Origin of the sequence: Bradyrhizobium sp. DN3 (assembly GCF_041357655.1) — a bacterium.
Lineage (GTDB): Bacteria > Pseudomonadota > Alphaproteobacteria > Rhizobiales > Xanthobacteraceae > Bradyrhizobium.
The window spans coordinates 335,025-356,368 of the sequence record NZ_JAULLN010000001.1; the positions used below are offsets into that span (position 1 = coordinate 335,025).

Below are 21,344 nucleotides of genomic sequence, written 5' to 3' on the forward strand. Positions count from 1 at the left end.
CGAGTATAACGGGATGAACGCAGATGCGAAGGAGCTGGCGGCAAGCTTCGATCTCGAGAAGCTGACGCCTGAGTTCTACGACAACCCTTATCCGACCTATCGTGCACTGCGGGAGAACGAGCCGGTCAAGCGCCTGCCGAACGGCACCGTGTTCCTGACCCGCTATGACGATCTCGTCACCACCTACAAGAACACCAAATCGTTCAGCTCGGACAAGAAGCGCGAGTTCGCGCCGAAATACGGCGACAGCCTGCTCTACGAGCACCACACCACGAGCCTCGTCTTCAACGATCCGCCCTCCCACACCCGCGTGCGCCGCCTGATCATGGGCGCGCTGTCGCCGCGCGCCATCGCCGGAATGGAGGGCGACCTCATCAAGCTGGTCGACGGCCTGCTCGACGCCATCGCTGCCAAAGGGTCTTGCGAGCTGATCGAGGACTTTGCCGCCTCCATTCCGATCGAGGTGATCGGCAATCTGCTCGACGTGCCTCACGAGGAACGCGCGCCGCTGCGCGACTGGTCGCTGGCGATCCTGGGCGCGCTCGAACCGGTGGTGTCGCCCGAAGCGGCTGCGCGCGGCAACAAGGCGGTACAGGACTTCCTCGCCTATCTCGAGACGCTGGTCGCGCGCCGGCGCCAAAAGCCCGGCAATCCCGAGCGCGACGTGCTGACGCGCCTGATCCAAGGAGAAGGGAACGGCGAGCGGCTGACCGAGAAGGAGCTGCTGCACAATTGCATCTTCCTGCTCAATGCCGGTCACGAGACCACCACCAACCTGATCGGCAACGGCCTCGTCGCGCTGCATCGGAACCCGGATCAGAAGCAGCGCCTGATCGACAACCCCGACATGATCAAGACCGCCGTGGAGGAGATGCTGCGCTACGAGAGCTCCAATCAGCTCGGCAACCGCATGACGACCGAACGGGTCGAGCTCGGCGGCGTCGTGCTCGACCCCGGCACGTCGGTGACACTGTGCATTGGGGCGGCCAACCGCGACCCCGCGCAGTTTCCGGACGCCGAACGCTTCGACATCGCGCGCACACCGAACCGGCACCTCGCCTTCGCCACCGGCGCGCATCAATGCGCCGGGATGGCACTGGCGCGGCTGGAAGGCGCGATCGCGATCTCGCGCTTCCTGGCGCGATTCCCGAACTATGCCGTGAGCGGGCAGCCGGTGCGGGGCGGACGGGTCCGGTTTCGCGGCTTTTTGAGCGTGCCCTGCGCGATCGGCTGACGCCTCCAAACAAAAATGACGAAAACAACCCCATGCACAGTAGAGCCTGGATCGGCGAACCATGCCCCGCGGTTCCGCAGAACTATCTGACATCTCGGGCAAATCGGGCCGCGCCACGCATTGGCGCGCATGAAGGCTTCCAAGGCGGCAGTCCGATCCCCAGATCAAGCTGAAGGCCGCCGGTGCCGTCGGTTGACGCCCCCGCGCGCAGCAATGGAGTGACGACAGATGAGCGCGTCGGTCATTGATTTCATCGCAACAGAAGCACGCTTTGGGGCCCGTAATTACGAGCCGATCGGGGTCGTCCTGTCGCGCGGCGAAGGTGTCTGGGTCTGGGATACCGAAGGCAACCGTTATCTCGATTGCCTTTCAGCCTATTCGGCGGTCAGCCAGGGCCACTGCCACCCCAAGATCCTGGCGGCGATGGTCGAACAGGCGCACAGGCTGACGCTCACCTCGCGCGCCTTCCACAACGACCAGCTCGCCTTGTTCTACGAGGAGATCGCGGCGCTCACCGGCTCCCACAAGGTGCTGCCAATGAACAGCGGCGCCGAGGCGGTCGAAAGCGCGATCAAGTCGGTCCGGAAATGGGGCTATGAGGTGAAGGGCGTGCCGGACGGCCAGGCCGAAATCATCGTCTGTGCCAACAATTTCCACGGACGCACGCTGGGCATCGTCGGCTTTTCAACCGACCCCGAGACGCGCACACACTTCGGTCCGTTCGCGCCTGGCTTCAGGATCATCCCGTTCGGCGACGCCGCGGCGCTGGAAGAGGCCATCACGCCAAACACCGTCGCCTTCCTGGTCGAGCCGATCCAGGGCGAAGCCGGTGTCGTCATTCCTCCAGCCGGCTATTTCACTGAGGTGCGGGAGCTCTGCACCGCCAACAACGTGATGCTGGTGCTCGACGAGATCCAGACCGGGCTCGGCCGCACCGGCAAGCTGCTCGCCGAAGAGCACGAGGGAATCGAGGCGGACGTGACGCTGCTCGGCAAGGCCTTGTCGGGCGGCTTCTATCCCGTGTCGGCCGTGCTCTCGAACAACGACGTGCTCGGGACATTGAGACCCGGGCAGCATGGCTCGACCTTTGGCGGCAATCCGCTTGCCTGCGCGGTGGCGCGCGCGGCGATCCGCGTGCTGGTCGAAGAAGGCATGATCGACAACGCGGCCAGGCAGGGCGCGCGCTTTCTGGAAGGCTTGAAGGACATTCGTGCCAATACGATCCGCGAGGTGCGCGGACGCGGCTTGATGCTGGCGGTCGAGCTGCATCCCGAGGCCGGCCGCGCACGCCGCTACTGTGAGGCGCTTCAGGGCAAGGGCATCCTCGCCAAGGATACCCATGAGCACACGATCCGCATCGCCCCGCCGCTGGTGATCACCAGCGACCAGGTCGACTGGGCGCTGGAGCGGCTCGCCACCACCCTGACGCAGGATTTCTCTTGAGGCTGCCTGCGTCGGAAGATCGCAATGCCTGAAGCGGCCAACAACGAACGATTCCGCCAGCTGCGCGTTGAAACGTCGTGGGCGATTACGAGCTGGGAGCTGCAATCATGCTTCCGCGTGGCTTTTGCCTTACGGCTGTTTTAGTTGGTGTCTCGATGCTGTCGGCGAGCCTCAGTGCATTCGCCCAAGGACCCGGCCAGGGACACGGAAGGGGCGGACCACCCGGTGCGGGCGCAGCGCCGGCAGCTCGGCCAGCAGCACCACCGGCCATGGCCCGTCCGGCGGCGCCGCCAGCCATGGCGCGTCCCGCCGCACCGGCATTCCATCCCCCGGCCATGTCGCAACGACCGGCCATGCCGCAACATTCGGCGCCGCATATCGCCTCACCGCCATCGCGCCCGACCCCGCATTTCGCTGCACCGCCGTCCCGCCCGACACCACATTTCGCTGCACCACCGTCGCGGGCGGCCCCGCACGTGGCGGCTCCGCGGCCTGAAATCCATCGGGCGCCGGCAGCAGTGCAGCGTCCGGCCATGGCACCCCAGCGGACGCCGCATATCGCAGCCCCCTCACGCCCCAGCGCGCCGCCGGCCGCGAGCGAGCGGCTGTCGCGGCGGGATCAGATCGAACAGCGCGCGCAACAGCGCCAGCAGCAGATCCAGCAGCGCCAGCAGGTGGTGCAGCAGCGGCAGCGCGAGATGCTGTCGCGCCAGAGCACAGAACGGCAGAGCCGCATCGATCGCATGCAGCAGCGCGTCCAGCAACTGCAGTCGCAGAAGCCGGAAGGCCTGCGGGCGCAACGCGCGCAGGAGCGGATGCTGCAGACGCAGAACCGGCTGCTGCAGCGCGAACAGCGCTTGCAGCAAAGTGATCAGGCGCGCCTGCAGCGGTTGGGACCTGAGCCGACGACGGTTGGGCGAGCCGCCACGGCCGCCGCTGTGCAGGCTGCCGAGCGCGGGCGGTTTGCGGAGCGCTTCCGTGAGCAGGCCGCTCCGCAGACCCAAGCCGCCCTCCTCACCCGCCAGAGCGGCTGGGCTCCCCGGCAGGCCTGGCGTCACCGCCATCCCGCGGTGTTCGTGGCGTGGCTTGGGCCGGTGTTCTGGCCATACGCTTACTCCGACATTTTTGACTACACGTTCTGGTCCTATGCTTATGAGCCCGGCTATTGGGCGTACGCCTATGACGACTTCGTCGACACCGTGTTCTGGGGCGGTGACGGCCCCTATTCCGCCTTTGCCAGCACCAACCCGTATGACTATCCGCAAGCCGGCGGCGGCGGCCGCGCGCGTCCGCGCGCCAGTGTGAGCCCGCAGACGCTACAGCAATTGTGCGGCACGCCGGACAAGGGCGTCACCGCTTGGCCGCTTGCCGATATCGCGAAAGCAGTGCAGCCGACGCCGGAGCAACGCGCGCTGCTCGACGAGTTGAAGACTGCGGCGGCCGATGCTGCCGGTGTGTTCAAGGATTCCTGCGCGGAGACTTATGCCCTGACGCCGCCCGGCCGCTTGCGCGCGATGATGAACCGCATCAGCGCGACGCTGGAAGCCGTCAAGATCGTGCGACCGGCACTGGAGAAGTTCTACAACTCGCTCAGTGACGAACAGCAGGCCCGCTTCAACGCGCTCGGCCCCAACGTCGGCGACCGCTCGTCACAGCAGCAGCAGCAGCAGCAAGCCAGTGCCGAGGGCTGCGGTGATCCCAAGTCCGGCCTGACCCAGTTGCCGATCCAGAGGATCGAGGCCGTGCTTCACCCCGCAGGCAAGCAGAAGGACGCGCTCGACCGCCTCGGCGAAGCGACGGCGAAGGGAGTTCAGGACTTGCAGGCGGCCTGCCCGAACGATGTGCCGCTGACGCCGGTCGGACGGCTGGAGGCGATGCAGCGCCGGCTCGAGGCCATGCTGACGGCCGCCAAGCTGGTCGAACCTGCGCTGGACGAGTTCTACGCCACGCTGAGCAGCGAGCAGAAGGCGCGCTTCAACACGCTGCAACAGGTCGCAAGCCCGTGAGGTCAGCGCGCGCGTGACCTAGAGCACTATCGGTTCTGATTGAATCAGAACCGACGCTCTAGATTTTTGTTTTGACGCGTTTTCTTCACGCGAACCGGTATCCACTTCGCTCGAAAACGCTTTACACCACCGTCTTATGCCGCGCGATGCAGGTGCGCAGCACCTCGTCCATCGGCTTGGCCCACCAGTCATTGGAGAAGATTTCGATCTCCGAATAGCCGGCAAAGCCCTGCGCTTCGACCGCTTGACGCACCGATTTGATGTCGATGACACCGTCGCCCATCATGCCGCGGTCATTGAGGATGTCCTTGGTCGGCACCATCCAATCGCAGACGTGGAAAGCAAGCAGGCGATCTTGGCCGGCGCGCGCGATCTGGCCCATCAGATCCGGGTCCCACCAGATGTGATAGACGTCGAGCGCGACGCCGAGCATTCCGCTGCGGCCGGGGTCGAGCCGGTCGCAGATGTCGAGCGCCTGCTTCGTGGTGTTCACGCAGGCGCGGTCGGCTGCATAGACCGGATGCAACGGCTCGATCGCAAGCGGCAGGTTTGCCTGTCTGGCGTAGTCGAGCATCTCGGCGAGCGCTTCCTCGACCTGCCCGCGCGCTGCGGCGATATCCTTCGAGGCCTCGCTGCCCGGCCGCGAATATTGCGGCAGGCCGCCGACGACGAGCACGATGCAAGGCGCGCCGAGCGCCTTGGCTTCATCGACGCAGCGGCGGTTGTCGTCACGAACTTCGCCCCGGCGTGAGGCGTCCGAAGTGAACATACCGCCGCGGCAATAGCCTGAGAGATCGAGACCGGCATCGCGCACGGCGCGCGCGGCACGGTCGAGACCGACGGCGGCGACCTGGTCGCGCCAGGGATCGATGGCGCGAATGCCGTGACGCGCACAGGCCTCGATGATCTCGACGAGGTCACCCTGCTTGCGGACCGTCGCCGTGTTCAGCGACAGCCAGCGATGGTCGGACGAAAAATCGCGCATCAGTCTTCCAGTCCGTGCGAGGCGAGCACCGTCTTCATCCGCCGCGTCGCCAGCTCTGGATTGGCGAGCAGGCCGGCCTGATCGGCAAGGCGAAACAGCTCGGCCAGATGCAGCATCGAACGCGCACTCTCCTGGCCGCCGATCATGGTGAAATGGTCCTGATGGCCGTTGAGATACGCCATGAACACGACGCCGGTCTTGTAGAAGCGCGTCGGCGCCTTGAAGATGTGGCGCGATAGCGGCACCGTCGGTCCCAGCACGTCGTGGAAGCCGGCTTCGTCGCCGGCTGCCAGCCGCGACAGCGCGTAGGAGGCTGCCGGCGCGATCGCATCGAAGATGCCGAGCAGCGCATGCGAAAAGCCTTGGCTATCGCCGGCGATCAGCTCCGCATAGTTGAAATCGTCGCCGGTGTACATCTTGATGCGCTTGTCGAGCCGCCGGCGCATATCGATCTCACGCTGCTTGTCGAGCAGCGAGACCTTGACGCCGTCGACCTTGGCGGCGTTGCCGTTGATGATGGCAACCGCGGTATCCATCGCCTTGTCGAGATCCTTGGTGCCCCAATATCCCGTCAGTGCCGGATCGAACATGTCGCCGAGCCAGTGGATGATCACGGGCTCGCGGACTTGCGACAGCACGCGGTCATAGACTTTTGCGTAATCGTCGGCGTTACGGCCGAGCTTGGCGAGCGCCCGCGACGCCATCAGGATGATGCGGCCGCCGACCTTCTCGACTGCCGAGATCTGCTCCTCATAGGCGCGGATCACGTCGTCGATGGTCTTGGCATCCTCGACTGCGAGATGGTCCGTGCCGGCGCCCGAGAACACCAGCGCGTTGCGGCGCTTGGCGGCACCGACCGAGCGCGTGATCAGCTCCAGCGAGGTCGGCCAGTCCAGCCCCATGCCGCGCTGCGCGGTATCCATCGCTTCGGCGACGCCGAGACCGAGGTCCCAGACGTGCTCGCGGAAGGCGATGGTCTTGTCCCAGTCGACAGCGACCGAAAGCCAGGGATCATTGTCCGCGAAAGGATCGGCCACCGTGTGCACGGCCGAGAAGGCGATGCGGTTGAGCGGCCCCTCGAGCTTTGCGGGGAACGTGCGCGAGGCCGCGAGCCGATAGGTCTCGATCGACCGGTCGGCCTTCGGCAATTTTAGCGACAATGACGACATTGAAGGGACAGGCTTGGGCTGGACGGGCTTGTTCATGACTTCGAACCTCTCCCCGTCATTGCGAGCGAAGCGAAGCAGTCCAGAATGCCTCCGCGGCAACAGTCTGGATTGCTTCGTCGCCAGCGCAAAATTGCTTCGCAATTTTGTCGCGGGCTCCTCGCAATGACGGCTTAGTAGACATCGGGGCTTATCCAATAGACCTCAGGCCTTGATCGGGGCGACGTCGATCCAGCGCCGCTCCTTCCAGCTCTTCAGCGCGCATTCGGCGAGCTGCACGCCCTTGGCGCCTTCGAGCAGCGTGAACTTGTAGGGCGCATCCTCGTAGACGTGACGGATGAACATCTCCCACTGCTCTTTGAAACCGTTGTCGTAGGAGACGTTGTCGGGCATCTTCTGCCAGTCGCCGTAGAAATCGTGCAGCCGCTTCTCGTCGGGATTCCACACCGGACGGGGCGTCGCCTGCCGCGCCTGGATCATGCAGTCGGTGAGCCCTGCGACTGCCGAGCCCAGCGTGCCGTCGACCTGGAAGGTGACGAGGTCGTCGCGATAGACCCGCGTTACCCAGGACATGTTGATGTGGGCGATGACACCGCCCTTGAGCTGGAACGTCGCGTAAGCCGAGTCGTCCGCGGTCGCCGTGTATTTCTTGCCCTGCTCGTCGTAGCGCTCGGGAATGTCGGTGTTGCCGATGCAGCTCACGCTCTCGACTTCTCCGAACAGGTTGTCGAGCACATAGCGCCAGTGGCAGACCATGTCCAAAATGATGCCGCCGCCGTCCTCGTCGCGGTAGTTCCAGGACGGCCGCTGCGCCTCCTGCCAGCCGCCTTCGAACACCCAATAGCCGAACTCGCCGCGCACCGAGAGGATGCGGCCGAAGAAGCCGGAGTCGCGCAGGAAGGCGATCTTCTTCAGGCCGGGCAGGAACAGCTTGTCCTGCACCGTGCCGTGCTTGACGCCCTTGGCGTTGGCGAGCTTCACGACCTCGACGGCCTCCTCGAAGTTCGTCGCGATCGGCTTCTCGCAATAGACGTGCTTGCCGGCATTGATGGCCTGGGTCAGAAGGCCGGGGCGCGCCTGCGTGGTCGCGGCGTCGAAGAACATGGTGTCGTTCTTGTCGGCGAGCGCGGCATCCAGATCAGTGGTCCAGCGCGTGATGTTGTAGCGTTTGGCCAGAGCCTCGACCTTCTCGGCGCTGCGGCCGACCAGGATCGGATCGGGCATGACGCGGTCGCCGTTCTTCAGGCGGACGCCGCCCTGCTCGCGGATCGCGACGATCGAGCGGATCAGATGCTGGTTGAGCCCCATGCGCCCGGTGATGCCGTTCATGATGAGGCCGAGACGCTGGGTGGTCATGACAATTGCTCCTGAAGTGATTTTGGCTGTTCGAGCGGGCGGAGCGCCGACCAGTCCGGATGGACCGAGGTGGCGAAGCCCGCAGCATGAAGCGATCCCGTCAGGAGATCGCCGTCGTGAATGGAGAGCCGGATGCCCTGCCCGGCAGCGGCATAGAGATCGGGATGCGCGGCCGCGAAGGCTTGTGCTTCAGCGGCCGGCGTGTCGCCGAAGCCGTCGACATAATGATGGCCGTTACGCTCGGCGTGGGTGACGCCGATGAAGGCGCCGAGCGCGAGGTCCTGCTGCACGGCAAGGCCTGCCTGACAGGTCAAATCCTCACCGGTCACGAAGAAGGTCTCGCCTTCCGCGCTCCATTTCGCCGCGCGCGTGGCATTGACGATGGACTTGTAGAGGCCCTTGCAGGATTTCGATGAGATGCCGCGATAGCCGAGCGCCCGCGCTGCCGGGAAGGCGCCATAGGAATCATCCGCTTCGTCGATGATGAAGCCACGTGTGGCCAGCGCGCCCAGCGGCGACTGCCGGGTGATGTCGCGCGGCATCGGCTGCTCGACATAGAGCAGGCGCGTGGCGATCGGCCGCAACGCTGCATCATGATCGAGCCGAGCCATCAGCGCCTGCAACGCGGCGAGATCGGCGTATTGCTCGTTGGCGTCGAGCGTCACCTTGTAATCATGTCCCAGCCTACCGAGCTCCTTGCCGATCTGCGCCAGCCGCGCCGCATCGGCCGCGGGATCGCCCGACAGCTTGAGCTTGAAATAGCGAGCACCGGCGTTCTCGCGTGGATCGGCAACACCGCCCTCGCCTTCCACGGCATCATCGAGGCCGACCGTGTGCCTGATGATGGCAACACGCTCCAGCCGCTTCCGGCCGGAGAGGAACGTCCTGATGTCCCTTTCGCTCAGGTCAGGCGAAAGCCGCGCATCGATGCCGGCAATGTTGCCGGCCATCCCGTCGAAAAAGCTGGTCTCGATAGCGCGCAGCAGCGCATCGAGGATCGCCTTGTCGATTTCCGCTGGACCGTAAGCCGCTGCAAGCGCGGGAATGTTCTTCTTCGCACAAGTCGCAACCTGCGCACCGATGCACGCGGCATGCAGATCGAACGCCGTCAGATATCCAGTCCGCGCCAGATAAAGACCGCGTGCGATCTGGAGCGAGCGACGCAGGCCATCGACCGTCTGCGCCGGCGACAGCTCCGGGCGCTTGTCGAACCACTTTGGCACCAGCAGCTCGGCGCTGGCGCCGACCGCGACGCCCCTGCCCTCGACCTCGATCTCGATCCGCACGAACAGCTGCGGCGTCGCGTTGATGGTAATCGCGCCAAAGCGGAACGGCCGCGCGAAATGCACGGGACGTTCGAAGAAGGCGATATCTCGCAGCTTCAGGCGCACGGACATGGTGCTACTTGGCTCCGGAGGTGTGGCCGTGGGCGCGGTGCACCTCTCCCGCTTGCGGGAGAGGTCGGCGCGAAGCGACGGGTGAGGGTTCCCTCCTCTTGGGGGTTTCCCATTGCGGAGACACCCTCTCCCCAACCCTCCCCCGCAGGCGGGGGAGGGAGCGCACCGTCGCCGCGGTTGCAGCCGGACTCAATCGCATTGCCCTTAGTCCAATGCACCTTGCGAAAAGAAATGCTTGCGGATGCGTTGCACGAGCTCGGTGAAGACAGGATCGGCCATCACGTCGAGCGAGCGCGGGCGGGGCAGTGGCACGTCGTAGATCGCGGCGACCGCACCAGGGCGCTCGGTCATGACCAGCACGCGGTCGGCGAGGAACACGGCCTCCGGAATCGAGTGCGTGATCAGCAGCACCGTCTTCTTGGTCTCGCGCTGGATCCGCATCAGTTCGACGTTCATGCGTTCGCGCGTCAGCGCATCGAGTGCGCCGAACGGCTCGTCCATCAGCATGATCTTGGGATCGTGCACCAGCGCTCGGCAGATCGAGGCGCGCTGCTGCATACCGCCGGAAAGCTGCCAAGGCAGTTTCTTCTCAAAACCTTCAAGCCCGACCAGCTTCAGCAGCGACTTGGCGCGATCGAGATATTGCTGCCGCGGCAGCCGCTTCATGTCGATCGGCAGCATCACATTGTTGAGGATGTTGCGCCAGGGCAGCAGCAACGCGTTCTGGAACACGATGCCGACATTGCCATGCGGCTTCGTCACCTTCTCGCCCTCGACCAGGACCTCGCCCGTGGTCGGCGGCAGCAATCCCGAGATCAGCTTGAGCAGCGTGGACTTGCCGCAGCCGCTTGGACCGACCACGACGAAGAACTCGCCGTCGTTGATATGGAAGTCGAGCGGCCGCAGCGACGGCACATCGCCGTCGCGCGTCCGGTAGGTCTTGGACACGCCGGACAGCTTGATGCCCAACGCATCGCCGGCAGCCCGGTCGCTCACCAGTCTCAGATGCGCGGCCGGCTGCACGGTTTCGCTCATGACGGTCGCTGATTTCACGAGCCACTCTTCGGCAGATAGTCGTTGGTGTAGAAGGCCTTCGGGTTCTCCTTGGCCTTGGCGTCGAGGCCGCCATATTCGACCAGCAGATTGACGGTCTCGGTCATGTTCTGGTCGGCAACCTGGAACGGCCGCTTGCTCTTGGTCTCTGCGGTCCGGTAGAGCGGGATGGTCAGCTCGAAACCCTGGGTCAGCGTATCGATCTTGCCGCCCTTCGGGTTGGCATCGAGGATCGACTGCGCCGCGGCCTTCGGCTCCTTCTCGGCGGCTTCGACCGCCTTGGTCGTCGCCGACATGAAGCGGCGGACCAGATCGGCATTGGCCTTCACATAGTCGGTGTTGGCGATGATGCCTGACGAAACCATGTTGATGCCGTAGTCGGCGAACTTGATCGGATAGACGTCCTTGCCGGTGGCGTCCTTGATCTTCATCGACTGGTCCATGACGTAGCCGAGCAGGAGATCCGCCTGGCCGTTGATGACGGCGTTGAGCTTGGTCTGGCCGTCGCCGGCAACGGTTTTGAAGTCGCTCTCCTTCAGGCCGGTCTTCTTCAGGAACAGCGGCCAGATCTGGGTCATGGAATCGGCCGGCGTGATCGCCACCGTCTTGCCCTTGATGTCCTCGGGCTTCCTAATGTTCTTGTCGACGAAGCCCATCGCGGACATCGGGCTGGTCTGGAGCAGCACGCCGGTCGCAACCACAGGCGCGCCCTTGATCGCGGCGCGCATCATGGTGGGAACGTCGACATAGCCGAAATCCGCAGTCTTGGCGGCGACGGCCTGCGTGGTCGCAGCCGAGCCGCGGCCTTCCTGGATCTCGAGGTCGATGCCCTCGGTTGCGTAGATGCCCTTGGCCTTGCCGTAATAGAACGGCGCGTGCTCGCCATAGACGTACCAGTTCAGCATCAGCACGACCTTGTCGGCCGCCTGCGCCGGCATCGCCGCAAACACCATCAGCGCCGCCGAGACGACTCCCATCCACCGCTTCATTGCCACTCTCCCTTGCCCTTATTGCGTCGACCGTTGGCGGCCGCTCGTTGCTTCACTTCAGAACCTGAAAATACTTAAGAGGCGAAAATCACGTCTTCGCGCTGGCTGACATGCCAGGGGATGATCAGCTTCTCGATGCGGTCCACGACCCAGAACAGGACCACGCCGAGCAGCGCCAGGATCACGAGGGCTGCGAACATCGTCGGCAAGTCGAACGTGCCGATCGAGCGCTGCATCACGTAGCCGATGCCGGAATTGGAGCCGACGAACTCGCCAACGACGGCGCCGACCACGGCAAGGGTCACCGAGACTTTGAGGCCGGAGAAGATCGCCGGCAGCGCATGCGGCAGGTTCACCGCGCGGAACACCTGAAAGCGGCTGCCCTGCATGGCGCGGGCGAGATCGACCATATCAGGATCGACCGACTTGAAGCCCTGCACGGCCGAGACCACCACAGGAAAGAAGCCGAGCAGGAAGGCCGAGATCACCTTCGGGATGATGCCGAAGCCGAACCACACCACGAACAGCGGCGCGATCGCGATCTTCGGCACGGATTGCGAGAACACCAGCAGCGGATAGACATAGCTCTCCACCGTCTTCGAGCCCGCGATCAGCATCGCGACGGGAATCCCGAACAGCGCCGACAGCAGGAAGCCGCAGACGGTCGCATAAGTGGTCGGCCATGACTGGCGCAGCAGTTCCGGCCATTCGGTGCGCAGCACCGCGACGACATCGGCCGGCGACGGGATCTGGTAGGCGGGAATCTTGAACAGCCGGATGGCGAGATCCCAGGCAACCACGATGAAGACCAGGAACAAAAACGGCCGAACCCACGCCGCATCCAGCATCTTGGACACCGCACTCTGCGGCTTCAACTCAGCCACGTCTCACTCCCGGCATTCTTCTTCGTTGCGGGGAGAAATTAACCCGTTGGATAAATACTGTCCAGCCCTTTCCCTGTGACGTTTTGCGGCGGGTTCCGGGCGTTTGGGATCGTGCAGCTCGCCAAACCAGCAGTGTCGTCCCGGCCTAGTGCGCAATTGCGCACGGGGGCCGGGACCCATAGCCACAGGGGGAAATTTGGCGAAAGCTGGTCCTTCGGGATTGGCACTAAACACAGCCGAGAGTTCACGCGGTATGGGTCCCGGCCTTCGCCGGGACGACGATGAGGAGGCACATTCGCGCCGCACTCTCGGTGTCATTCCCCGCCACCGGGTCTCGCCTTCGGTGAGCCCGATGACAGGCTCCGGCGGGGAATCCAGTACGCCGCGGCCCCTCCGTATCCCACCAGCGTCTCTGGAATACTGGATTGCCCGCCCCAGTGCGCAACAGCGCACAAGGCGGGCAATGACGGCGGAGATTGAGGAAACAGCGGGCGCGACGTCGACCAGCGCGCGAACCGCAGCGCTAAACCGGCTGCACCACGCTCGCGCGCGACTTCGGCGCCTTGGCGAGCTCGAACAGGGCGGCGGACTGCCCCGTCAGGGCGGCGAGCACGAGGCCGACCATGTGCGCGAGGCGCTCGTCCTTGGCGTCCTTGGCGAGCAGATCGCGGCCGAAGATCACGCTGAGCGTCGCCGAGTTGGAGAGGTAGAAGAAGCAGAGCCCCGCGATCGAGATGTAGAGCTGCACCGGATCGACCGCGACCTGGAAGTCGCCGCTGTCGACGCCGCGGCGCACCACGGTGCGGATCATCTCGACGAAGGGCGAGTGCATCGACTTGACCTTGGTCGACTTCTTCAGGTGCTTTGCACGCGCGAGGTTCTCGGTCTGCAGCAGCGACAGGAATTCTGGATTGCGCAGGAAGTAATTCCAGGTGAACTCGATCAGGCGGCGGATCGCCTCGGGCGGATCGAGATGTTCGAGGTCGAGCCCCCGCTCCTCGCTGCGGATCTTGTCGTAGGCGCCTTCGAGCACGGTGAGATAGAGCTCGTCCTTGTTGCCGACGTGGTAGTACAGCATGCGCTTGTTGGCGCCGGCCTTGGCGGCGATGCGGTCGACGCGCGCGCCGGCGAGCCCATGGGCGGAGAATTCCTGCTTGGCGGCTTCGAGAATGCGCAGCCGCATCCCCTCGGGGTCGCGCTGCCATTTCAGAGTTCGTTTCGCCTTCGCCAAACCGGTTGCTCGCTGGGTGCTGAAGGTATGCATGTAACACGCGGGCGGCCCGCCGCATAGTTTCGTCATTGCGAGCGCAGCGAAGCAATCCAGACTGGCGTCACGGAGACAGACTGGATTGCTTCGTCGCAAGGGCTCCTCGCAATGACGAGTGGAGAGACCGGCTCCCTACTCCACCGGCTTCGGCGAGCGCTCCAGCAGCACGGTCTGGATTCCGCAGGTGCCGTTCCGCACCGTCATCACCCTCGTGCCCGGCTTGCGGCCGTTGCGGACCTCGGAGACGTCGAGGCCGCCAGCGATCAGGCGGGCGCGGGTGGCGTCGATGTCGGCGACGCGCCAGCTCAGGCCCCAGAGCCGGTCATGCGTGGGATCGCCACCCGCCACCGGGCGGCGCACCACCTCGACGATGAGATCGCCGCAGCGGAAGAACATCAGCTGGCCCCAATCCTGGTGGGAGCGGTCGAGCGCCAGATCGAGCCCGAGCCGCGCGCCATAGAGCGCGGCGGCGCGCTCGGAATCCTCCGTCGTGATCACGACGTGATCGAGCGCGTCGATCGGTGCGATGTCGGTCGCAATCGACTTGGGACGCTCGTCGGCGAGCTCGAGGAAGAACATGCGCACGCCGCGCGTGAGCTCCGTGGCGGCACGCGTGCGCTTCCAGTGCAGCACCGCATCGGATGCGGCATCGCTGCTTTCGACCTCCGCGACCGGATCCGGCCTCAACGCCACCCGCTCCAGCCGGCGGCGCATCTTGCCCATGTCTGCGACACGAAAGCACAGGCTGGCGAGCATGCCCTCCTGGTCATCGAGCAGCGCGCGCATGCGGTCGGCGCTGACGCTGAAGCCGCTCGGCGCCATCAATTCGATCGTCATGTTGTCGAGGGTGAACAGCACCCGGTCAGCGCCCTCGCCGGAATTCTGCCAGGCCGGCGCGCGTCCCAAGAGCGTCTGATAGGCCGCCTTGGCCGCACCGATATCTCTGACCAGAGCGACGACATGATCGAGGCCGGTGATCATCTTCCCCCCTTTTTGACCGCCCCTTGTCGACCCGGAACCAAGGGCCGAAAAACGGCGTTTGTCCGGGCTTGGCATTTCCCTGTCATGGTCGTATTCCCCCACCATGCTGACCTCAAGCGCTTCGGGCGGCAGTCTTGCGAATATTTTCAGCGATCCCTCGGCGGAACCGGTGTTAGAGTAGGCGTGCCGGCCGGGACCACAAGCGCATCACGGACAAGCAATGCAGGCTCTCTTCATCGGACAGACCTATATCGACGTCGTCTTCATCACCGACCACATGCCGACCGGCGACGAGAAGCACGTGGCTTCGGACTACGCGGTTTCCTTCGGCGGCAACGCGGTGACGGCGGCGTTCTGCTGCGCCAAGCTCGGCATCGTGCCCGACCTCATCGCCACCGCCGCCAATGACTGGCTGGGGCGGATGTTCCAGGACATGTGTGCAAAATACGCGATCTCGCTGCATGCGCGGAAGGTGAAGCAATCCTCGCTCTCCTTCATCATGCCGAAGGACGGCAAGCGTGCCATCGTCCGTTGCCGCGACGACGAGCACATTCATCCGTTCCCGATGCTCAATCTCGGCGGCTGCCGCGCGCTGCACGTCGACGGCCACCAGCCGGATGCGGCGATCCACTATGCCAAGGTCTGCCGCGAGGCCGGCATTTTGACCTCGCTCGACGGCGGCGGCCTGCGCACCAACACTCACGAGCTGCTGGAATATATCGACGTCGCCATCGTCGCCGAGCGGCTGTGCGAGCAGATGGATCTGACGCCGGAGAAAATGCTCGATTACCTCAAGAGCCGCGGCTGCAAGATCGGCGGCATCACCATGGGCGAGAAGGGCCTGCTCTGGTATGACGAGACCGGGACGGTGCAGGTGATGCCGGCGATGCCGATCCCGCGCGAGCGCGTGATCGACACCAACGGCGCCGGCGACGTCTTCCACGGCGCCTATGTCTATTCCTACCTCGCCCATCCCGGCAAAAGCTGGCGCGAGCATTTTGATTTTGCCCGCGCCGCCTCGACCTACAAGATCCAGCGCCTCGGCAACGAGGCCGGCCTGCCGACGCTGGTCGACATCGCCAAGGTCAGGCACGAATTCGAGGTCAGGGTTTAGCGGAAGGGTGTGTCATGGGGCGCGTCTTCGTCGCCGGCAGCATCAACATGGATGTGGTGGCGACGGCCGATCGCCATCCCAAGGTCGGCGAGACCGTCGCCGGTCGCCAGGTGCTGTATTTCCCGGGCGGCAAGGGCGCGAACCAGGCGGTGGCCGCGTCGCGGCTCGGCGCCAGGACCACGCTGATCGGGCGGTTGGGGAAGGATTCCTTCGGAGCTGAGCTTAAGGTTTTCCTGCGCAGTCAGGGCATCGATCTCGGCTATCTCCAGGAGACGACTGACGCGCATACCGGCACGGCCATCATCACGGTGGCGGAGGCCGACAACACCATCGTCGTCATCCCCGGCGCCAATGCATTGGTCGACGCCGATGACGTCAGCGTCGTGCCGCTGCTGGAGGGCGACATCGCGGTCAGCCAGTTCGAAATTCCGCTGCCGGCGATTGCCGCGTTCTTCCAGCGCGCACGCGCCGCCGGAGCCACGACGCTGCTCAACCCGGCGCCGGCGCAAAGCATGCCCGGCGAGCTGCTCGCGCTGGTCGACATCCTCGTGCTGAACGAGACCGAGCTCGGCTTCCTCGCCGGCACCGAGCTCTCCGACGGCGACGAGGCCGCGCGGATCATCGAGGTGGCACGGCAGCTTCAGGCGCGGCCGGATCAGACCATCTGCGTCACGCTCGGCAGGCGCGGCGTGCTCGCGCTGGCAGGGCGCGAGGAGATTTCGGTGCCGGGGCGCGCGGTGCAGGCGGTCGACACCACCGGCGCCGGCGACTGCTTCGTCGGCGCGCTCGCGGCGCGCCTCGCCGATGGCACGGCCTTGCACGACGCGCTCACCTTTGCCAACGCCGCCGCTTCGATCAGCGTGCAGCGCATGGGCGCCGGGCCGTCGATGCCGACGGCAAAGGAAGTGGCTGCGGTCTTGTAAGACGGAGCGCTTTCTTCACCTCGCCCCGCTTGCGGGGAGAGGTCGGATTGCATCGAAGATGCAATCCGGGTGAGGGGGAGTCTCCGCGAGCCCCAGCTATCACCGTCCCCGCGGAGAGTCCCCCTCACCCCGACCCTCTCCCCGCAAGCGGGGCGAGGGAGGAGACTCAAGCCAGCGCGCTCTTCAGGTCAAAGCTCTCGTCGGCGGCCTGCTCCGGCGTGATCGAGCGATCCATCGCCTGCAAGCGGCGGCCGAACATGTGGTCGCCGGCGCGGTTGATCGATTCGATGCCGAGCAGCTTGTCGCCGTGGTAGCAGAACGCCGAGAACGCCTTCTTGGCGGGATCGCCGCGCAGCACGACGCGGTCGTAGCCGGTGGTGAGGCCGGCAATCTGGAGCTTGTCCTCGCCCTGGTCGCTCCAGAACCAGGGATGGCCGTCATAGGGCTTTCGGTCGCCGGTCAACCGCGCCGCGAGGCAGCGGGCGTGATCGGTGGCGTTTTGCACCGATTCCAGCCGCAGCGAGCCGCCGAAGCGCGGGCTTGCGAACAGCGCGCAATCACCGATCGCGGAGATATTGGGATCAGCCGTCACAAGATATTCGTCGACAATGATGCCGGCGGCAACCGGCAGCCCCGCTTCCGCGGCAAGCTCGATGTTCGGCAGCACGCCGACGCCGACCACGACGAGATCGGCGGGCAGATGCCGTCCGTCGCTCAAGGAGACGCCGGTGACCTTGCCGCCCTCCGCCTCGATGCTGGTTGCCTGCACACCGAGGTGAATGCGGATGCCGGCCTCGCGATGCCGCGCCTGAAAATACTCCGAGACCTCCGCCGTCACCGCGCGCGCCATGACGCGCGGGGCGAGCTCGAGCACGTCGACCTCGAGGCCCTTGATCCGCGCGGTGGCGGCGAATTCGAGGCCGATGAAGCCGGCGCCGATCACCACGACGCGCGTCTTCGAAGGGATGATCTGGCGCAGCGCCTCGCTCTCGTCGAGGATGCGCAAGTATTTCACGTCGGGCAGATTGGCGTTGGGCAGGTCGAGCAGGCGGTTGCGCGCGCCCGTGGCCAGCACGAGGTGGCCGTAAGGCAGTGTCTCGCCCGAGGCGAGATGCAGCTTGCGGCCGGCGCGGTCGATCGACACCGCGCGGCCAGCGATCAGCTCGATGGTCTGGTCGTGGTAAAACTTCTCGGGGCGGAACATCAGGCTCTCCGGCCCGGCCGAGCCCTTGATGTAGGCCTTGGACAGCGGCGGCCGCTGATACGGCAGATGCGCCTCGTCATTGATCAGGCAGATGCGCTGCGAAAAGCCCGCCTGGCGCAGGGATGCCGCAACCTGGTAGCCGCCATGGCCGGCACCGACAATGATCACCGGACCATCCGTCATTGCAACAGCCCACTTCCGGAGACACGAGCGTGACCCATGTCGTCTCCTCTCTCGCTGATTTTGATTTGCTGGCCTTACGAGGAGCCGGCGCTCGTGTCCGTCCCTTGGCGAAGGCGGGCCCATTTGAGCCTATCGTTCCGCCCAGCGCAAGAGCGGCGGACGGGGATTGTCACCCCTCGCCTTCTGCGATTTAGTTGCAGCAACGAACCTCTTGCCGGGGATTTCAAGATGCCAGCTCCCGTCTCCCAGCCCGATGATCCTGCCCTGCTGCGGATCGATGGCCCGATCGCGACCATCACACTCAACCGCCCCGCCGCGTTCAATTCCATCAACCTCGCCATCGCGCAGAGGCTCGAACAGCTCGCGTCCCAAATCGAAGACGACGCCAGCATCCGCGTCGTCGTCCTCGAAGGTGAAGGCCGTGCCTTCAGCGCCGGCGGCGATTTGCAGACGATCGGTGCTGCCGCCGAAGCGGGCACGGTGACACCCGTCGTCGGCGAACTGCTCAAGCATTATCACGCCTTCATCGAGATCCTCCGCCATATGCCGAAGATCTCGCTGTCCAGCGTCCACGGCTCGGCCGCCGGCGCCGGCATGGGCCTCGCTTTCGTCACCGATCTCTGTATTGCCGCAGACGACGCCAAGTTCACGCCGGCCTATGCCAAGATCGGCGTGTCGCCGGACGGCGGCTCCACGGTCGGGATCGTCGGCACGGTCGGCTCCCGCCGGGCGCTGCAAATCTTCCTGTCCGAGGATAATTTTACCGCGCAGCAGGCCCACGACTGGGGTCTGGTCGCTAAAGTCGTTCCTGCCGCGGAGCTGAAGGCGGCGACGCGAAAACTCGCCGAGCGGCTGGCGCAGAACCCACCGGCGGCGATCGCTGGCACAAAGTCCCTGGTCTACCAGGCCGCGACCACGCCGGTGAAACAGCAGTTAGATGCCGAGGAGCACAAGATCATCATGGCGATGAACACGGAGGCGTTCCGCACCGCCGTGAAGAAGTTCACCAGCAAGGGCAAGTAGCGTTCACTCGAGCAGGCCTATTGCGGACAGATATAGCCCGTGCCGGCCGGCGACTTGAAGCAGCCGACCGACTCGGGGAGCACGTGCCGCGGCAGCCACAGCACCACGCTCGGGAAATAGATCGCAAACGCGATGGTCGCCAGGAATACCAGATAGATCGGCAACGCCGCCCGCAAGGCCTTGGCAAAACTGATGCCGACGAATTTCGACGCCATCAGCAGCACCAGCCCGTAAGGCGGCGTGATCAGGCCGAAGGCGAGCGTCGCGATCAGCACCACCCCCATATGCACGGCGTTGATCTCGCCGGCCTCCGTCAGCGCATTGACCAGCGGCATGAAGATGATGATGGTCGGCACCGGCTCGATGAAGTCGCCGACGATGGTGAAAAGTAGCACCATCAACAGCATGATCAAATGCGGGTCGTTCCCGGCAATCGAGCTGATCCACTCGGCGATGTAGGTCGCCCCGCGCAAATAGGCCAGCATCCAGCCGAAGGCGTTGGCAGCGCCGATCGTGATCAGCGGCAGCGAGAAGATCAGGCCCGCGAGGCAGAAATCATAAGGGATTTTCCTGAAGTGCCCGCGATTGAGCGCGGGGATCACGACCAGGACGATCCAGACCACGGCGACGACGCCGGCTTCCGTCGGCGTGAACCAGCCGGTCAGGATGCCGCCGAGCAGGATCACGGGGATCATCAGCGGCAGGGCGGCATCGCCGGCGGCGAACACCACCTGTCGCAGCGGCGCGCGCGGCTTGCGCAAGCCGGAGGGGCCGAAGAAGTAGCAGTAGATCATCAGGCCAAAGCCGATCATCAGGCCCGGCACCACGCCCGCCATGAACAGGCCGGCGATCGAGACGTTGCCAACCGCGCCATAGACCACCGCGGTGATGCTCGGCGGCACTAAGGCGGCGATAGTCGAGGCAGAGGCAATGATGGCGGCGATGAAGGCGGGCTCATAGCCCTCGCGTTTCATCGGCCCACCCAGCGCGCGGCTCATCACGGCGACGTCGGCGGTGGTCGAGCCCGACATCTCCGAGAAGAACATGCTGAAGACCACCACGACTTGCGACAGCCCGCCCCTGATATGTCCGACCAGCGACACTGAGAGATTGGCTATTCGCACCACCACATTGGCCGAGCTCATGAGCTCGCCGACCAGGAGGAAGAACGGGATCGCCAGCAGCGCCTCGGAATCGACGCCGTCAAAGATCTTCTGGATGATCGCGGCGAGCGACACGTCCGACAGGAGCGCGCCGATGAAGACGCCGGCCATCAGCGAGAACGGCACCGGCACGCCGAGATAGCCGAAGGACAGAAAGCAGACCGTCATCAAGGCCAGGACGATGGGTGCGCTCACGGCTGCGCCCTCATCTGTGCGTCGGTGACGACGGGCGTTCCATCCTCCTCGGGAGGCTCCGGATGGTCAAAGCCGTTGCGGAGACCATTGACGAGCTGCTCGATGGTGAACAGGCCGATCAGCACGCCCGACAGCGGAATGATCGCATAGAGCGAGGCGATCGGCGTGCCCGACGGCAGACGAAAGCTGCCGAAGCCGCGCAGATAATTCTGGTAGCCGTACCAGATCAGGCAGCAGGCGACGCCGAGCACGACGAGGCGGATGATCACCTCGACGATGAGCCGCGAGGTGCCGTGCATCGCCTCGGAGATCACAGTGAGATAGAGGTGGTCGTTGCGCCGGGTCGCAGCCGCCGTGCCGATGAAGATCGCGTAGATGAACAGCGTCGACGTCACCTCCTGCAGCCACAGCCAGGGATGTCCGATGGTGCGGGTGACGATGTCGGCGGTCACCGACAGTGAGAAGCCGAAGCAGAGCAAGCCGCAGAGGATCATCAGCGCAAGTTCGAGCCAGTCGAGCGCGCGCCATTTCAGGTGGCGTTGGCGTTGAACGAGCAGTTTGTCGGCGATGGCCATTCAATGTCCCCCGTCGTTCCGACGTGGTGCGGAATGATTTAGTTGAGTCGGTAGCTGTGGGTTGTCTGAACCTCTCCCGCTTGCGGGAGAGGTCGGCGCGGAGCGCCGGGTGAGGGCTCTCGCCTCATTGGAAGTCTCTCCGAGGAGACACCCTCTCCCCCACCCTCTCCCGCAAGCGGGAGGGGAGCGCACCGACTTCCGGC

18 protein-coding genes are annotated in these 21,344 nt (G+C 64.9%); 6 read left to right on the forward strand and 12 right to left on the reverse strand.

Features of this window, described 5'->3' with window-relative positions; translation table 11 throughout:
- Positions 1-13: 13 nt before the first annotated feature.
- The 3 genes from AAE027_RS01470 (at position 14) to AAE027_RS01480 (ending at position 4,683) form a co-directional block, all read left to right on the forward strand.
- Positions 14-1,234 (forward strand): cytochrome P450, encoded by a 1,221-nt coding sequence (locus AAE027_RS01470; RefSeq protein ID WP_370985099.1) that lies wholly within the window; start codon positions 14-16, stop codon positions 1,232-1,234.
- A gap of 228 nt (positions 1,235-1,462) precedes the next feature.
- Positions 1,463-2,677 (forward strand): ornithine--oxo-acid transaminase, encoded by a 1,215-nt coding sequence (gene rocD, locus AAE027_RS01475; protein WP_370985098.1) that lies wholly within the window; start codon positions 1,463-1,465, stop codon positions 2,675-2,677.
- Positions 2,678-3,210: 533 nt separating this feature from the next.
- Entirely contained in the window at positions 3,211-4,683 is a 1,473-nt protein-coding gene (locus tag AAE027_RS01480) for a Spy/CpxP family protein refolding chaperone (RefSeq protein WP_370985097.1), read from the forward strand.
- A gap of 121 nt (positions 4,684-4,804) precedes the next feature.
- Here the strand turns inward: AAE027_RS01480 and AAE027_RS01485 are convergent, their stop codons facing one another.
- From AAE027_RS01485 to AAE027_RS01525, 9 genes are all read right to left on the reverse strand, one after another.
- Positions 4,805-5,668, reverse strand: coding sequence for a sugar phosphate isomerase/epimerase family protein (locus AAE027_RS01485; protein ID WP_370985096.1), 864 nt, complete (start codon positions 5,666-5,668; stop codon positions 4,805-4,807).
- Entirely contained in the window at positions 5,668-6,873 is a 1,206-nt protein-coding gene (locus AAE027_RS01490; protein ID WP_370985095.1) for a dihydrodipicolinate synthase family protein, read from the reverse strand. The genes AAE027_RS01485 and AAE027_RS01490 overlap by 1 nt, the downstream gene beginning before the upstream one ends.
- Positions 6,874-7,038: 165 nt before the next feature.
- Positions 7,039-8,190: a Gfo/Idh/MocA family protein gene (locus AAE027_RS01495; protein WP_370985094.1), complete on the reverse strand. Its 1,152-nt coding sequence runs from the start codon at positions 8,188-8,190 to the stop codon at positions 7,039-7,041.
- Positions 8,187-9,587 (reverse strand): enolase-like domain-containing protein, encoded by a 1,401-nt coding sequence (locus tag AAE027_RS01500; protein WP_370985093.1) that lies wholly within the window; start codon positions 9,585-9,587, stop codon positions 8,187-8,189. Before AAE027_RS01500 ends, AAE027_RS01495 begins: the two co-directional genes overlap by 4 nt.
- A gap of 204 nt (positions 9,588-9,791) precedes the next feature.
- Positions 9,792-10,622, reverse strand: a complete 831-nt coding sequence (locus AAE027_RS01505; RefSeq protein WP_370985471.1) for an ABC transporter ATP-binding protein — start codon at positions 10,620-10,622, stop codon at positions 9,792-9,794.
- A gap of 14 nt (positions 10,623-10,636) precedes the next feature.
- Positions 10,637-11,629, reverse strand: a complete 993-nt coding sequence (locus tag AAE027_RS01510; protein ID WP_370985092.1) for an ABC transporter substrate-binding protein — start codon at positions 11,627-11,629, stop codon at positions 10,637-10,639.
- Positions 11,630-11,703: 74 nt separating this feature from the next.
- Complete coding sequence (locus AAE027_RS01515; protein ID WP_370985091.1) at positions 11,704-12,513, reverse strand: ABC transporter permease; 810 nt, start codon at positions 12,511-12,513, stop codon at positions 11,704-11,706.
- 523 nt (positions 12,514-13,036) lie between these two features.
- Positions 13,037-13,744, reverse strand: coding sequence for a TetR family transcriptional regulator (locus tag AAE027_RS01520; RefSeq protein WP_370985090.1), 708 nt, complete (start codon positions 13,742-13,744; stop codon positions 13,037-13,039).
- 168 nt (positions 13,745-13,912) lie between these two features.
- Positions 13,913-14,761, reverse strand: coding sequence for a VOC family protein (locus tag AAE027_RS01525; protein ID WP_370985089.1), 849 nt, complete (start codon positions 14,759-14,761; stop codon positions 13,913-13,915).
- 220 nt (positions 14,762-14,981) lie between these two features.
- Between AAE027_RS01525 and AAE027_RS01530 the strand changes: the two genes are divergently transcribed.
- Both AAE027_RS01530 and rbsK read left to right on the forward strand, forming a co-directional pair.
- On the forward strand, positions 14,982-15,875 hold the full coding sequence (locus AAE027_RS01530; protein WP_091891655.1) for a sugar kinase: 894 nt from the start codon (positions 14,982-14,984) through the stop codon (positions 15,873-15,875).
- 14 nt (positions 15,876-15,889) lie between these two features.
- Entirely contained in the window at positions 15,890-16,798 is a 909-nt protein-coding gene (gene rbsK / locus AAE027_RS01535) for a ribokinase (RefSeq protein ID WP_370985088.1), read from the forward strand.
- Positions 16,799-16,964: 166 nt separating this feature from the next.
- Here the strand turns inward: rbsK and AAE027_RS01540 are convergent, their stop codons facing one another.
- Positions 16,965-18,185, reverse strand: coding sequence for an NAD(P)/FAD-dependent oxidoreductase (locus tag AAE027_RS01540; RefSeq protein ID WP_091891660.1), 1,221 nt, complete (start codon positions 18,183-18,185; stop codon positions 16,965-16,967).
- Positions 18,186-18,413: 228 nt separating this feature from the next.
- On the opposite strand from AAE027_RS01540, the gene AAE027_RS01545 reads away from it, so the two are divergent.
- Positions 18,414-19,208 (forward strand): enoyl-CoA hydratase/isomerase family protein, encoded by a 795-nt coding sequence (locus AAE027_RS01545; protein ID WP_370985087.1) that lies wholly within the window; start codon positions 18,414-18,416, stop codon positions 19,206-19,208.
- 17 nt (positions 19,209-19,225) lie between these two features.
- Here the strand turns inward: AAE027_RS01545 and AAE027_RS01550 are convergent, their stop codons facing one another.
- A complete protein-coding gene (locus tag AAE027_RS01550) occupies positions 19,226-20,566 on the reverse strand; it encodes a TRAP transporter large permease (protein ID WP_370985086.1) in 1,341 nt (446 codons plus the stop codon).
- A complete protein-coding gene (locus AAE027_RS01555; RefSeq protein WP_370985085.1) occupies positions 20,563-21,141 on the reverse strand; it encodes a TRAP transporter small permease in 579 nt (192 codons plus the stop codon). Before AAE027_RS01555 ends, AAE027_RS01550 begins: the two co-directional genes overlap by 4 nt.
- Positions 21,142-21,344: the final 203 nt, after the last annotated feature.

Excerpts from the sequence above, each read along its gene's own strand:
- AAE027_RS01485 (WP_370985096.1), bottom strand. The coding sequence starts at position 5,668 with ATGCGCGATTTTTCGTCCGACCATCGCTGGCTGTCGCTGAACACGGCG.
- AAE027_RS01540 (WP_091891660.1), bottom strand. The coding sequence starts at position 18,185 with ATGACGGATGGTCCGGTGATCATTGTCGGTGCCGGCCATGGCGGCTAC.
- AAE027_RS01480 (WP_370985097.1), top strand. The coding sequence starts at position 3,211 with ATGGCACCCCAGCGGACGCCGCATATCGCAGCCCCCTCACGCCCCAGC.
- rocD (WP_370985098.1), top strand. The coding sequence starts at position 1,463 with ATGAGCGCGTCGGTCATTGATTTCATCGCAACAGAAGCACGCTTTGGG.
- rbsK (WP_370985088.1), top strand. The coding sequence starts at position 15,890 with ATGGGGCGCGTCTTCGTCGCCGGCAGCATCAACATGGATGTGGTGGCG.
- AAE027_RS01490 (WP_370985095.1), bottom strand. The coding sequence starts at position 6,873 with ATGAACAAGCCCGTCCAGCCCAAGCCTGTCCCTTCAATGTCGTCATTG.
- AAE027_RS01510 (WP_370985092.1), bottom strand. The coding sequence starts at position 11,629 with ATGAAGCGGTGGATGGGAGTCGTCTCGGCGGCGCTGATGGTGTTTGCG.
- AAE027_RS01500 (WP_370985093.1), bottom strand. The coding sequence starts at position 9,587 with ATGTCCGTGCGCCTGAAGCTGCGAGATATCGCCTTCTTCGAACGTCCC.
- AAE027_RS01530 (WP_091891655.1), top strand. The coding sequence starts at position 14,982 with ATGCAGGCTCTCTTCATCGGACAGACCTATATCGACGTCGTCTTCATC.
- AAE027_RS01505 (WP_370985471.1), bottom strand. The coding sequence starts at position 10,622 with ATGAGCGAAACCGTGCAGCCGGCCGCGCATCTGAGACTGGTGAGCGAC.
- AAE027_RS01470 (WP_370985099.1), top strand. The coding sequence starts at position 14 with ATGAACGCAGATGCGAAGGAGCTGGCGGCAAGCTTCGATCTCGAGAAG.
- AAE027_RS01525 (WP_370985089.1), bottom strand. The coding sequence starts at position 14,761 with ATGATCACCGGCCTCGATCATGTCGTCGCTCTGGTCAGAGATATCGGT.
- AAE027_RS01495 (WP_370985094.1), bottom strand. The coding sequence starts at position 8,190 with ATGACCACCCAGCGTCTCGGCCTCATCATGAACGGCATCACCGGGCGC.
- AAE027_RS01545 (WP_370985087.1), top strand. The coding sequence starts at position 18,414 with ATGCCAGCTCCCGTCTCCCAGCCCGATGATCCTGCCCTGCTGCGGATC.
- AAE027_RS01555 (WP_370985085.1), bottom strand. The coding sequence starts at position 21,141 with ATGGCCATCGCCGACAAACTGCTCGTTCAACGCCAACGCCACCTGAAA.